Annotated in this window: 15 protein-coding genes; 10 read left to right on the plus strand and 5 right to left on the minus strand. The window is 67.2% G+C overall.

All coding sequences use genetic code 11. The features are described from left to right. Positions 1 to 4: 4 nt before the first annotated feature. The 5 genes from ASF31_RS03170 (at position 5) to ASF31_RS03190 (ending at position 4,984) form a co-directional block, all read left to right on the plus strand. A complete protein-coding gene (locus ASF31_RS03170; protein ID WP_055753267.1) occupies positions 5 to 778 on the plus strand; it encodes an SPOR domain-containing protein in 774 nt (257 codons plus the stop codon). After that, a complete protein-coding gene (gene nagZ / locus ASF31_RS03175) occupies positions 775 to 1,824 on the plus strand; it encodes a beta-N-acetylhexosaminidase (protein ID WP_055753268.1) in 1,050 nt (349 codons plus the stop codon). The genes ASF31_RS03170 and nagZ overlap by 4 nt, the downstream gene beginning before the upstream one ends. 6 nt (positions 1,825 to 1,830) lie before the next feature. Continuing rightward, the gene (locus ASF31_RS03180) at positions 1,831 to 2,649 is read left to right on the plus strand and encodes a ScpA family protein (protein WP_055753269.1); all 819 of its coding nucleotides are present in this window, start codon (positions 1,831 to 1,833) and stop codon (positions 2,647 to 2,649) included. After that, positions 2,646 to 3,326 (plus strand): SMC-Scp complex subunit ScpB, encoded by a 681-nt coding sequence (gene scpB / locus ASF31_RS03185; protein WP_055753270.1) that lies wholly within the window; start codon positions 2,646 to 2,648, stop codon positions 3,324 to 3,326. The genes ASF31_RS03180 and scpB overlap by 4 nt, the downstream gene beginning before the upstream one ends. Positions 3,327 to 3,433: 107 nt before the next feature. Beyond that, positions 3,434 to 4,984 carry an ATP-binding protein gene (locus ASF31_RS03190; protein ID WP_162233928.1) on the plus strand — a complete coding sequence of 517 codons (1,551 nt, stop codon included), beginning with the start codon at positions 3,434 to 3,436 and terminating at the stop codon, positions 4,982 to 4,984. Here ASF31_RS03190 and ispH read toward each other — a convergent pair. Next, positions 4,981 to 5,952 carry a 4-hydroxy-3-methylbut-2-enyl diphosphate reductase gene (gene ispH / locus ASF31_RS03195; protein WP_055753272.1) on the minus strand — a complete coding sequence of 324 codons (972 nt, stop codon included), beginning with the start codon at positions 5,950 to 5,952 and terminating at the stop codon, positions 4,981 to 4,983. The two genes, ASF31_RS03190 and ispH, sit on opposite strands and share 4 nt — an antisense overlap. Positions 5,953 to 6,203: 251 nt before the next feature. Here ispH and ASF31_RS03200 point away from each other — a divergent pair, with 251 nt between their 5' ends. The 5 genes from ASF31_RS03200 to ASF31_RS03220 all read left to right on the plus strand — a co-directional run bounded on the left by ASF31_RS03200 (position 6,204) and on the right by ASF31_RS03220 (position 8,794). After that, entirely contained in the window at positions 6,204 to 6,563 is a 360-nt protein-coding gene (locus tag ASF31_RS03200) for an AtpZ/AtpI family protein (protein ID WP_055753273.1), read from the plus strand. Positions 6,564 to 6,569: 6 nt separating this feature from the next. Further along, positions 6,570 to 7,355, plus strand: a complete 786-nt coding sequence (locus ASF31_RS03205; RefSeq protein WP_017505297.1) for a F0F1 ATP synthase subunit A — start codon at positions 6,570 to 6,572, stop codon at positions 7,353 to 7,355. 58 nt (positions 7,356 to 7,413) lie between these two features. Beyond that, a complete protein-coding gene (locus ASF31_RS03210) occupies positions 7,414 to 7,638 on the plus strand; it encodes a F0F1 ATP synthase subunit C (RefSeq protein ID WP_017505298.1) in 225 nt (74 codons plus the stop codon). Between the two features lie 68 nt (positions 7,639 to 7,706). Beyond that, positions 7,707 to 8,279, plus strand: coding sequence for an ATP synthase F0 subunit B' (locus ASF31_RS03215; protein WP_055753274.1), 573 nt, complete (start codon positions 7,707 to 7,709; stop codon positions 8,277 to 8,279). Further along, on the plus strand, positions 8,279 to 8,794 hold the full coding sequence (locus ASF31_RS03220) for a F0F1 ATP synthase subunit B (protein ID WP_017505300.1): 516 nt from the start codon (positions 8,279 to 8,281) through the stop codon (positions 8,792 to 8,794). Before ASF31_RS03215 ends, ASF31_RS03220 begins: the two co-directional genes overlap by 1 nt. Before the next feature lie 76 nt (positions 8,795 to 8,870). On the opposite strand, the gene ASF31_RS03225 is transcribed toward ASF31_RS03220, so the two are convergent. From ASF31_RS03225 to gcvPB, 4 genes are all read right to left on the minus strand, one after another. Continuing rightward, positions 8,871 to 9,341: a DUF6789 family protein gene (locus tag ASF31_RS03225; RefSeq protein WP_055753275.1), complete on the minus strand. Its 471-nt coding sequence runs from the start codon at positions 9,339 to 9,341 to the stop codon at positions 8,871 to 8,873. A gap of 132 nt (positions 9,342 to 9,473) precedes the next feature. Beyond that, positions 9,474 to 9,878 (minus strand): PGPGW domain-containing protein, encoded by a 405-nt coding sequence (locus ASF31_RS03230; protein ID WP_156355841.1) that lies wholly within the window; start codon positions 9,876 to 9,878, stop codon positions 9,474 to 9,476. Between the two features lie 212 nt (positions 9,879 to 10,090). Continuing rightward, positions 10,091 to 11,029 (minus strand): SDR family oxidoreductase, encoded by a 939-nt coding sequence (locus tag ASF31_RS03235; protein WP_156355842.1) that lies wholly within the window; start codon positions 11,027 to 11,029, stop codon positions 10,091 to 10,093. Positions 11,030 to 11,089: 60 nt separating this feature from the next. Further along, positions 11,090 to 12,658: an aminomethyl-transferring glycine dehydrogenase subunit GcvPB gene (gene gcvPB / locus ASF31_RS03240; protein ID WP_055753276.1), complete on the minus strand. Its 1,569-nt coding sequence runs from the start codon at positions 12,656 to 12,658 to the stop codon at positions 11,090 to 11,092. Positions 12,659 to 12,662: the final 4 nt, after the last annotated feature.

A 12,662-nucleotide genomic window follows, 5' to 3' on the forward strand; every position in this document is an offset into this window, starting at 1 on the left:
GACCATGTCCTTTGACGACGACAACAAACCCGGCCGGGGCGCCTATACGCCGCCGACCGACGACGACCTGCCGTTCCGCCGCAACAGCTACGATCCGCGCAGCGGCCGCAATGTCGGCTCGGGCGGGGGCAAGGCGCCGCCAGTGACGCTGATCATCAGCGCGGTGGTCCTGCTGCTGCTGATCGTGGCGGTGATCTTCTTCTATCGCTCGGGCATGCGCGCCTCGACCGACGCGCCGCCGGCCGTGGGTCAGCCCGTCGGCGAGATGAAGACCGCCGCGCCCATCGACGCCCAGCCGATTGATCCGGCCGAGGGCGTGCGCGTCTATCGCGACGAGACCGAGACGACCGATGCGCCCGTGACCTTCACCCCGCCGCCCGAGGCGCCCCAGCCGCGTCCGGCCGCGCCGCCGACCGCCGCACCGACTGGGCAGGGCCTGCCGCCCGCCAATACGGCCACGCCGGCCGTGCCTGCGCCGCGTCCGACGACCCCCGCGCCCGCCGCCACGCCGGCGACCAAGGCTCCGGCCGCGACCGGCGGATCGGCCTCGGTCCAGATCGGCGCCTTCTCCTCGACCGAGATCGCGGACCGTGAATACGCCGCCGTCGCCGGCCGTTTCGGCTCGTTCGCCTCGGGTGCTGAAAAGCGGGTGACCGAAGTGACCTCGTCCAGCGGATCGACCCTGTACCGCACGGCCTTCTCGGGCCTGTCGCGCGAACGGGCGGTGGCCTTCTGCAACGCGCTGAAGGCGGCGGGCCGGGACTGCATCGTTCGGTGACGTCCGCCGCCATCTATGGCTGCCTGGGACATCGGCTGACGGAGGACGAAAAGGCCTTCTTCGCCGAGGTCCGACCCTGGGGCTTCATCCTGTTCCGGCGCAATATCGGCACGCCGGAACAGGTGCGGGCCCTGACCGACGAACTGCGGGCGTCCATCGGCGATCCCGAGGCGCCGATCCTGATCGACCAGGAAGGCGGTCGCGTCCAGCGGATGGGGCCGCCCCACTGGCCCAAATATCCGCCGGGTAACGCCTATCTGAAGGCGACGAACGAGCTGGCTCAGGCGCGTGAGCTGACGCGCCTGGGCGCACGTCTGATGGCGCACGATCTGCGCGAGGTCGGGGTGACCGTCGATCTGCTGCCGGTGCTGGACGTGCCGGCGCCCGGCGCCCACGACATCATCGGCGACCGGGCCTATGGCGTCGATCCCCAGACCGTCGCCGTGCTGGGCCGGGCGGCAGCCGAGGGGCTGCTTGCGGGCGGGGTTCTGCCCTGCATCAAGCATATGCCGGGCCATGGCCGGGCCTTCGCCGATAGCCACAAAGACCTGCCGACGGTCCATGCCGATTTCGAGACCCTGGACAGCTGGGACTTCGCGCCGTTCAAGGCGATTTCGGATATGCCATTGGCGATGACGGCGCACATCGTCTTCACTGCCTTGGACAAGAAGCGGCCGGCGACCCAGTCGAAGAAGGCCGTAAAAACGATGCGTGAACATTTGGGCTTCTCCGGCCTGATCATGACCGACGACCTGTCGATGCAGGCGCTGAGCGGATCTCTGAGCGAGCGGGCGCATCAGTCGCTGAAGGCCGGGTGCGACGTGGTCCTCCACTGCAATGGCGACATGGCCGAAATGAAAGACGTGGCCGAGGCGACCGGCAAGCTGAAGGGCGGGGCGCGCCGCCGGGCGGAAGCCGCTCTGGCCCGGATCGTGCGGACGCCCGAGCCGCTCGATCCCGTCGCGGGGCACGATCGTTTCTTCAAGGCCATGGGCGGTCGGATGGACACCGCCAAGGGGCCGGATGTGGGTGAGGCGCAGGCCTAAAGACCTATGACGGAGTCTTTCCAGCCGAATCTGGATTTCAACGCCGAGGAGGTCGAGGAGCGCGAGGCCTTCGTCGTCGATCTGGAGGGCTATGAGGGACCGCTGCACGTCCTGCTGGCCCTGGCGCGAAACCAGAAGGTCGATCTGCTGAAGCTGTCGATCACCCAGCTGGCGGAACAGTATCTGGCCTTCGTGCACGAGGCGCGCAGGCGCAACTTCGCCCTGGCGGCGGACTATCTGGTGATGGCGTCGTGGCTGGCCTATCTGAAGTCGCGGCTGTTGCTGCCGCGCACCGACAAGGGCAAGGCCGAAGAACCGCCGGCTGAGGAAATGGCCGCCGCCCTGGCGTTCAGGCTGCAAAAGCTGGAGGCCATGCGTCGTTCGGTCGAACAGTTGATGGCTCGGCCCCAGTTGAAGCGCGACGTCTTCACGCGCGGCGATCCCGAGGCGACGGTGATCGTGCCGTCGGATCGCATCGACGCCAGCCTGTACGAACTGATGAGCGCCTATGTGGTGCAGCGCCGGCGTGAGGAGGCCCGGCGCTACGCCCCCGGCCAGCGGGTCGAGGCCTTTCCATTGGAAGCCGCCCGCGACTGGCTGCGCGAGATCATGCCGAAGCTGGCGGAGTGGACGCCGCTGGAACAGGTGGCGCCCCATCGTGAGGACGAGGAGGGGCCCAGCCAGGCCAGCTTTACGGCCTCGACCCTGTCGGCCAGTCTGGAGCTGGTGAAGGAGGGGGCGATGGACATTCGACAGACGCAGGCGTTCGCGGACCTGTATCTGAAGCGGCGCGGACAGGGCCAGCCGCTGGAGCTGACGCCGTGAGCGACCTGTCGTTCCAGCCCGACGAGGCCGAAATCGAACGGCGGGTCGAGGCCCTGCTGTTCGCCGCCGCCGGGCCGCTGACGGCGGCCGAGATCGCCGCGCGCCTACCCGAGAATTGCAACGTCGCCCGCGCCATATCGGGTCTGCGCGCCCGCTATGAGGGGCGGGGGGTCGAGCTGGAGTGCGTCGCCGACCGCTGGCGGTTCCGCACCGCGCCGGACCTGGCCTTCATGATGACGCAGGAGCGCGAAGAGCCGCGCCGCCTGTCCAAGGCCGCGCTGGAGACCTTGGCCATCATCGCCTACCACCAGCCCGTCACCCGCGCCGAGATCGAGAGCGTGCGCGGCGTGACCATCTCCAAGGGCACGCTGGACCTGTTGCTGGAGATGGGGTTCGTGCGGTTGCGAGGACGCAGGCGGACGCCGGGACGGCCCGTGACCTATGCCACCACGGACAGGTTCCTGGAGCATTTCGGCCTGGCGACCCTGTACGATCTGCCGGGCGTGCAGGAAATGAAGGCGGCGGGCCTGCTGGATCTGTCGCTGCCGGTCGGGTTCGAGGTGCCGGATCCCAGCCGCGCCTCCGAGGCGAACGACGAGGACGGCACTCTGCCGTTGGACGACGAGGCGCCCGAGTTCGCCCAGGATTTCGTCGGCGAACGCGGCGGACCTGGATGATGTTCACGACGTCTTAGTCTGCGCACCTTAAGCCAGACCGTATGAGTGGCGTGACATCGAAGACGGGTTGGCGGGCGTGGAGCACGTTCAGGATCGCGTTGATCCTGATGCTGTCGTCCATCATCGGCATGGCCGGGGTTCTGGCCATCGTCAGTCGCGGCATTGACGCCCACCAGGCGCGCAAGGAAGAAGGTCTGGTGCGGCTGCGTCTGACGCGCGCGCTGGAAACCATCGGCGAAAACCTGACTACCGCCTCGGTCTGGGACGAGGCCGTCGATAGGATGACGGCGGGCGATGTAGCCTGGTACGACCGGAACTTCGGCGCGTTCTACGCCGCGCAGCATAAGCATCAGTTTACACTGGGTTATGACGAGAATGGGCGGCTGTTTCGCATCAGCACGCTGGGCCGACCGGCCGAGACGCAGGTCGGCGAACCATTCGGCCAGGCGGCCCGGCCGCTGATCGACGCGCTCCGGGCCGAGGCCGCCGGGCGCGACCGATCGGTCACCGCGGATGCCGGGGTGCGTCTGAAGGCGGCGTTCGTCCGCGTCGGCGACGACGTCTATGTGTTGGGGGCCTCCACGGTCGTGCGGCATACGGCGGGCGGATCGACGCCGGCATCCGATCCGGTCGTCGCGTCGTTCAAACCGTTCGCCGGCGAGCTCAATCTCTTGCGAACGCGGCTGGCGCTGGACCGGATTCACTTCCAGCCCGGCGATGCAGAGCCGCCCAAGGGCATGATCGGCGTCGATGTTCGCGATGTCGGCGGTGCCCTGTTGGGGCGTGTCGTCTGGGCGCCGGAGCAGCCCGGCTATCAGATCCTGACTAAGGCCGGGCCGCTGCTGCTGCTGCTTTTCATCGTGCTGCTGATCGGCACGGGGTCGCTACTGTGGAACACGACGGCCGACGTGCGGCGCCTCAGAGCCTCGGAGGTCGCCCTGTCCGCGGCGCTGGAGCGGGCCGAGGCGGCGAACCGGGCCAAGACGCGGTTCTTGTCCAACGTCAGTCACGAACTGCGCACGCCCCTGAACGGGGTTCTGGGCATGGCCGAGATCATCGGGGCCGATCTGGTGACGCCGCAGCAGCGCGAGCGGCTGGAAATCCTGAAGGCGTCGGGACGTCAGCAACTGAGGCTGGTCGAGGAGTTGCTTGACGTGGTGCGGCTGCGCGACGGGGCCGTGGCGCTGGAGACGCGGCCGTTCCGGCCCGACAACCTGCTGCAGCGGGTCGCCAACGACTTCCGGGGCGCGGCCGAGGCCAAGGGGCTGAAGATTTCGGTCGAGGCGGCCGAAGGCGAGTGGCTGGGCGACCCGGTTCATGTCGAAAAGCTGATGGCGACGCTGACGGACAATGCGGTGCGGTTCACGCGCATCGGCGGCGTGATGCTGCGCGCTGTCGCGCGCCCGGGCGTGGGCGCGGGCCTGGCCTTGGAGGTCGAGGACACCGGGCCGGGCATGGAGCCGGCGGAGGCGGCGCGTCTCTTCGAGGCCTTCACCCAGGGCGATGAAAGCGCGACCCGCACGGCCGAAGGGCTGGGACTGGGATTGACGGCGGCGCACGGTCTGGCGGCTCTGATGGGCGGCAAGATCGAAATCGTCACAGCGCCCGGCGCCGGCAGCACCTTCCGCGTCGTCTTGCCGTTGAAGGCGGTCGCCTAGGCCGTCAGCAGGCGCGGCAGTTTGAAGGTGACGGTTTCGCGCGCGCCGTCGTCTTCGGTCACCGTGGCGTCGAAGCGCGCCCGGATGGCGTCGACCAGGGCCTCGATCAGCGGCTCGGGCGCCGAGGCGCCGGCGGTGACGCCGACGGTGTTAACGCCGTCGAACCAGGACCAGTCCACCTGGGACGCATCGTCCACCAGATAGGCGGCCGGAGCGCCGGCGCGCATCGCGACCTCGACCAGGCGCACCGAATTGGACGAGTTCTTGGACCCCACGACCAGCACGAGGTCGCAGCCCTCGCCCAACGCCTTGACGGCGTCCTGGCGATTGGTCGTGGCGTAACAGATGTCTTCCTTGTGCGGATCGGGCAGTTCGGGAAAGCGGCGCTTCAGCACTTTCAGGATGCCTGCCGTATCGTCCACCGACAGGGTGGTCTGGGTCGCATAGGCGAGGGGGGCGTCGCCAGGGCGTTCGAACGATTCGGCGTCGGCTTCGGTCTCGACCAGGGTAATGGCGCCGGGCGGCAGCTGGCCCAGGGTGCCGACGACCTCGGGATGGCCTGCGTGGCCGATCAGGATGATGTGCCGGCCGGCCGCATGATGACGTTCGGCCTCGACGTGGACCTTGGACACCAGGGGGCAGGTCGCGTCCAGGAAGACCAGTTCGCGCGCCCGCGCCGTCGCCGGCACGGACTTGGGCACCCCGTGGGCCGAGAAGACGACCGGCCGGTCGTCGGGGCATTCGTCCAGTTCCTTGACGAAGACGGCGCCCATGGCCTTCAGTCGCTCGACCACATGTTTGTTGTGGACGATCTCGTGGCGCACGTAGACGGGGGCGCCGAACTTTTCGATCGCGCGCTCGACGATCTGGATCGCCCGGTCGACCCCGGCGCAAAAGCCCCGCGGGGTGGCCAACCTCACCGAAAGCGGGCGAAGCATAGCGTTGGGGACAGGAGCATGCGCATTCATGGCGGCGAACCTAGTCGTTTGCGGCGCTGACCGCCATCGGAGCCGAAGGGCGGATGCGACGGATTCTGGCGCCCGCAGCAGCGGCGCATCGTCACGGCGGGCGGGCACGAATGGAAAGTCGATATTCTACAATGCGTTAGCGCATGATCACGACGCCTTGACCTGTAGGCCGCTCACGATTAGTTTCCGCGCCGAATTCAGACCCGTCCGGACGCACTGTCTGGACGCCGAACGCACAGGTCCTATCCCCCATGTCGGAATCGCGCGAAGAGGCGATCAAACGCCTCCAAGAAAGCGCATCCGCATTGGAGGCGCGGACCACGGCGGAGAAATCCGCCGAACTGACCGGCCATCAAGTGTCGGGTCAGGCCTACAAGATTATCGCCGAGCTTCTCGGCGGCGTCTTCGTGGGGCTGGCGTTCGGAGCGATCGCAGACTGGGCCCTCGGGACCCGTCCGTGGGGTTTGATCGGCGGAGTCCTTCTGGGCTTCGCCTTGTCGATTTACATGGCGCGTCGCACAGCCAACCGGCTGATGGCGCAGGCCAAGGCGCAAGGGACGACGGCTCCGGCCGAGCCCTACGTCGAGGCCGACGAAGACGGGGAACGATAGGGCTTCATGGCCGATCCGATTCATCAGTTTGCGATTCAGAAGGTCGTCGACCTTGGCGACGTCACCCTGCCTGTGCTGGGGACGGTCGATCTGGCGATCACCAACTCGCACATCGCCATGACTGTCGCCTTCGTGCTGATCGTCGGCTTCCTGGCCGCCGTGACCGCGAACGCCCAGGTCGTGCCCGGCCGGCTGCAAGCCGCTGGAGAGGGCCTGTTCGGCCTGATCGACAATCTGGCCGATTCCATCATCGGTCACGAAGGCCGCAAGTATTTCCCGTTCATCTTCACCCTGTTCATCCTGATTCTGGGCATGAACATTCTGGGTCTGTTCCTGACCTTCACGGCGACCTCGCAACTGGCCATCACCGCCACCTTCGCCCTGATCACCTTCGGCCTGGTGCTGGTCGTTGGCTTCGCCAAGAACGGTTTGGGCTTCTTCAAGCTGTTCTGGCCGATGGGTGCGCCGCTGGCGCTGCGCCCGGTGGTCGGCCTGATCGAGTTCGTGTCCTTCCTGCTTCGCCCGGTCACCCTGGCGCTGCGTCTGTTCGGCAACATGCTGGGCGGCCACGTCGCGCTGAAGATCTTCGCCGGCTTCGTCGTGTCGCTGGGCCTTCTGGGCCTGGGCGGCGGCATCGGTCTGCTGGCCTTCCCGGTCGCGGCCCTGTCGCTGGGCATGGTCGTCGCCCTGACCGCTCTGGAGTTCCTGGTGGCCTTCCTCCAGGCCTTCGTCTTCGCCGTTCTGGCCTGCATCTATCTGAACGATGTGGTCAACCTGGACCACGCCCACTAAAGGGCCGGACCAGTCTCTTCACCCCAACCACCAACGACTTTAATCTAGGAATACAATCATGGACGCTGAAGCCGCGAAGTACATCGGCGCTGGTCTCGCCACCCTGGGCATGATCGGTTCGGCCCTGGGCGTGGGCAACATCTTCGGCAACTTCCTTGCCGGCGCCCTGCGCAACCCGTCGGCCGCCGCCGGCCAAGTCGGCAACCTGTTCGTCGGCGCCGCTCTTGCCGAAGCCCTGGGCATCCTGGCCTTCGTGCTCGGCATCCTGATGATCTTCGGCTGATATCAGTCGATTACGGCGCGCGGGGTTCGCCCGCGCGCCGCTTCATCTGATCCTGCAGTAGACGGTTCATGGCCAGCACCCACACCATCGACGCGGTCCCGCCTTCGGTCGAAGCGGACCTGCACGCCGAGACGGCGACCACCGCCGAGCACGGCTCGGGCGGCCTGCCGCAATTCCAGTTCGAACACTGGGCGGGCCAGATCGGCTATCTGCTGATCCTGTTCGTCATCCTGTATGTTCTGGTTTCCAAGGTCTTCGCGCCACGCCTTCGCAAGGTGATGGACGAACGGGCCGACACTATTTCCACCGCCGTCGCCACCGCGCGTCAGGTTCAGGCTGAAGCCGCCGACCAGGCCGCCCAAGCTCAGGCGGAAGTCGCCAAGGCTCGCGCTGACGCCCGCGCCACGGCCGCCGCCGCCAAGGCGCGCGTGACCGAAGAAGCGAACGCCCGTCAGGCCGCCGAAGAAGCCGTGGTCAACGCCCGCATCGCCGAGGCGGAAGCCTCGATCGGCAAGACGCGCGACGCCGCCATGGCCAATGTCTCCACCATCGCCTCCGACACGACCGCCGCCATGGTCGAACGTCTGACCGGCAAGGCCGCGACCGCCGCCGAGCTGGCCGCCGTCAAGGGAGCCGCCTGATGAACCTGATCTTCGAACACGGCATCTGGAGCTTCGCCAATGCGGAGATCTGGGTCGGCATCGGCCTGATCATCTTCTTCGGCATCCTGATCGCCGCCGGCGTGCCCAAGATGGCCGGCAAGGCGCTGGACGCCAAGGCAGTCAAAATCCAGGCCGACCTGGACGAGGCCGCTCGCCTGCGCGCCGAGGCCGAAGCCCTGCTGGCCCAGATCCGCAAGGAGAAGGCCGAGGCTGAAGCTCAAGCCGCCGAGATGATGGCTCAGGCCGAAGCCGACGCCCGTCGTCTGGAAGTCGAGACCAAGGCCAAGCTGGAAGAGACGCTGGCCCGTCGTCAGAAGATGGCCGAAACCCGCATCGCCCAAGCCGAAGCCCAGGCCTCGGCCGAGGTGAAGGCCGCCGCCGCCGATCTGGCCGCCAAGTCGGCGGAACAGGTTCTGGCCGCGCGCCTCGCCAGCGGCGCCAAGGATCCGCTGCTCGACAGCGCCATCGCCCAGATCGGCGATCGCCTGAACTAATCAGGGTTGATCCTGAATGAAACAAGGCCCCCGACGTCGCCGTCGGGGGCCTTTTTCTTTGGACAGCAAGCCGTGATCAGTGAGCGTGGGCGCCGCCGATGATGGTCGCGCCCATCCGTTTATCGCGCGCCACCAGACGGGCATAGACGTTGCCCAGCACGATGCCGAAGACCGCATGGGTGATCAGCAGCCAAGCGAAGGTGCCGAAGCCTGCGCCGGCCGTGAAGGTGCGGTAGTTGCCGAACATCACGATGGCGGCCATCATCAGGATCCATGCGCCGACGGCGAAGACGATGCCCTTGGTCTCGGGCGTGTCCGTCGGCAGGCGGGGACACAGGACGGCGAACAGCGGCCCCAGGATGAAGACGCCGCTGATGACATGGACCACCCAGCCGACGGCCAGATTGCCGGGCATTCCGATCATGCTGGCGATGACCCCCTGGAAGGGATCAAACCAGTTCAGGAACATATTGGGTATTTCGAGCAGTGAGACGGCCACGGTCGCCGCAACGCCGGCGATCAGACCTTTTTGTACGCGTGACATCATGACCTTAGCGCCTCCCAACGCCTAAGTGGTTCTCTGATAACGCGCAGACAGGATACGCCTGACTTGAGAGAGCGGTGTTCACGATCCTGTGGTTAGCGGTTGCAGCAACGCAACCGCGAAATCAGGCGCAAACTAGCGGAAGAGTTTGCGGAAATAGCGCCGAACGCTCTTGCGGCCGCGCGAGAGGCGACGGCTGGACCGCTTGGTCACGATCTTTTCCGCCCGCAGCGCCTGCTGCCAGAAGACGGGCGCGAACTCCGGCTTCTTCCGCATCAGGCGACGGAAGGGATAGACCCATTTCGGCCGCGCATATTGGGCACGAATGAACTGGCGCTTGGCCCAGAACGAGCTTTTCAGGATCAGCATCAGGCCGACGGCGATGACGGGAATGCCGCCGGGCCCGGGCAGGGGGGCGATCAGAATGCCCAGCAGCACGACGAACAGACCGCCGATCATCAGCGCCCAGCGCTTGACGACCCGCAGCGTCGAGGCTCGCGGCTTGTCTGGGCGGACGAAGGGAACGGGGAGTGAGGTCACGAATACGCCGGATGGGGAGGAGGATCGTCATGACAACGGTCGCCACGGACGCGCGATCCCTCGTCGGGAAAGGAAAAAGGCGACCGTGACGACCTTGCCACAAGACCCCTTAACGCCCTGCGTCCATGGCGGATGGATGTCCGGGGGGTGAAGCTTTGGTCATGAAGAGACGATCTCTCCGCGTCGTGTCGCGACGGACACGCTCCGCGCCGTCAGCCGTAGGTCACGCCCGTCAGACGCTCTGATTCCGCCCAGAGACCCCTGGCCACATCAGCGTCCTTGGCCTGGCGCTTGATCGCCGCAACGCCGGGCGGGCCTTTCATCTCCTGAAAGCCGGTGGGGCCGTAATAGCCGCCGGGCGTCGGGTCCGGCAGGGTCGCGGCCATCAGGATCGGCAGGGCGCCGTCCGCGGCCGAATGGCTGAGCACGGCCTCCAGCAGCCGGGCGCCGCGCGCGAACAGGCCTGGCTTGCCGGCATGGCCGTTGGCGATCAGGTCGGTGCGGGCGAAGCCGGGGTGGGCCGCCACGCTGATCAGGCCCCAGCCGTTGGCGTCGCTGCGGCGCTGAAGCTCCTGGGCGAACATCAGCATGGCCAGCTTGGACTGCTGATAGACCGGCCAGGGACGGTAGTGGGTCTGATAGTTCAGGTCGTCCAGGCGGATATGGCCGCTGCGGTGGGCGACGCTGGACAGCTGGATCACGCGGGCCCCTCCTCTGTTGGAATGGGCAGCCGTCAGCAGGGGCAGCAGACGGCCGACCAGGGCGAAGTGGGAGAGGTAGTTGGTCCCGAACTGCATCTCGAACCCGTCGACGGTCGTCTGGCGCGTCGGCAGGGCCATGACGCCCGCATTGTCGATCAGGATGTCGATGGGGCGTCCCGTCGCCAGATGGCGCTCGGCGAAGGCCCGGACGGAGGCCAGGCTGGCCAGGTCCAGCAGATCGAACCGGACGGCCGCATCCGGATGACGAGACCGGATCAGCCGTTCGGCCTCGGCCCCCTTGGCGGGATTGCGGGCCGCCAGCACGACCTCGGCGCCTTTGCCGGCCAGCACCAGGGCGGTTTCCAGCCCCAGCCCGCCGGTCGCTCCGGTGATGATGGCCAGTCGGCCGGAAAGGTCGGGGATGTCGTTCGTCGTCCAGGTCATGGCCATGACCTAGCGATGGATCAGCCCCGCGTCAGCCCCTTCCCGCAGGAAGGGGCGACTAAGGGGTCAGGCCGCCTTGTTGGAGCCTTCCGGCGCGGTCCAGCGCAGAACCGGCGAACGGGCGGCGCGGGTTTCATCCAGACGTTTCAGCGGCGCGTGGAAGGGCGCGCCCTTGAAGCGGTCGACGTCGCCGGCCTTGGCTGCCCCGGCCAAGGCGCGCATCGCCTCGATGAAGCGGTCCAGTTCGGCCTTGGACTCGGTTTCCGTCGGCTCGATCAGCATGGCGCCGTGGACGACCAGCGGGAAATACATGGTCATCGGGTGGAAACCCTCGTCGATCATCGCCTTGGCGAAGTCGAGCGTGGTGATGTCCGTGCCCTTCAGCCATTCGTCGTCGAACAAGGCCTCGTGCATGCAGGGGCCGTCGGGGAAGGCGGCCGACATCAAATCACCGAGCCGGGCCTTGATGTAGTTGGCGTTCAGGACGGCGTCCTCGGCGACCTGACGCAGGCCGTCGGCGCCGTGCGACATCATGTAGGACAGGGCGCGGGTGTACATGCCCATCTGGCCCTGGAAGGCGCACAGACGGCCGAAGGCTTGCTCGGCCTCGTCCTCCTCGCGCTCGATCAGGCGATAGCCACCGTCGTCATGCACGACCCAGGGGGCGGGCGCGAAGGGCGCCAGGGCTTCGGACAGGACGACCGGACCCGCGCCCGGACCGCCGCCGCCATGGGGCGTCGAGAAGGTCTTGTGCAGGTTGATGTGCATCGCATCGACGCCCAGGTCGCCCGGACGAACCCGGCCGACGATGGCGTTGAAGTTGGCCCCGTCGCAATAGAAGTAGGCGCCGGCCTCATGCGTCAGGCGGCTGATCTCCAGGATGTCGCGCTCGAACAGGCCGCAGGTGTTTGGGTTGGTCACCATGATGGCGGCGACGTCGTCACCCAGCTTCGAAGCCAGGTCGGCGACGTCCACGCGGCCGTCCTCGGTCTGGGCCACTTCAACCACCGAATAGCCGACGAAGGCGGCGGTGGCCGGGTTGGTGCCGTGGGCGCTGGTGGGCACCAGAACCTTGCGACGCTTCTCATGCTGGCCCGAGGCCTCGTGGGCGGCGCGGATGGCCATCAGGCCGCACAGTTCGCCGTGCGCGCCCGCCTTGGGCGACAAAGCGACGGCGGGCATGCCGGTCAGGGTCTTCAGCCAGTGGGCCAGCGCATCCATCAGCTCCAGCGCGCCCTGGACCGTCGAGATCGGCTGCAGCGGGTGGATGTCCGAGAAGCCGGGCAGGCGCGCCATCTTCTCGTTCAGGCGCGGGTTGTGCTTCATCGTGCACGAACCCAACGGATAGATGGCCAGGTCGATGGCGTGGTTCTTTTGGCTCAGGCGCACATAGTGACGCATGGTTTCCGGCTCCGACAGGCCGGGCAGGCCGATCGGATCCTTGCGGACCAGATCGCCCAGGTCGGAGCCGTCCGTCTTGGGTTCCGGCAGATCGACGCCGGTCTTGCCCCAGCCGTCGCCCTCGAAGATCAGGGCTTCGTTCTGCAACAGGCCACGGCCGCCGGTCAGGGTGGCGGGCTTGGACTGGACTGCGTTCGGGGTGGTCGGACGGCCGACGGTGTTCATGGTGCTCATGGTC

This window comes from Brevundimonas sp. Leaf280 (assembly GCF_001422455.1).
GTDB lineage: Bacteria > Pseudomonadota > Alphaproteobacteria > Caulobacterales > Caulobacteraceae > Brevundimonas.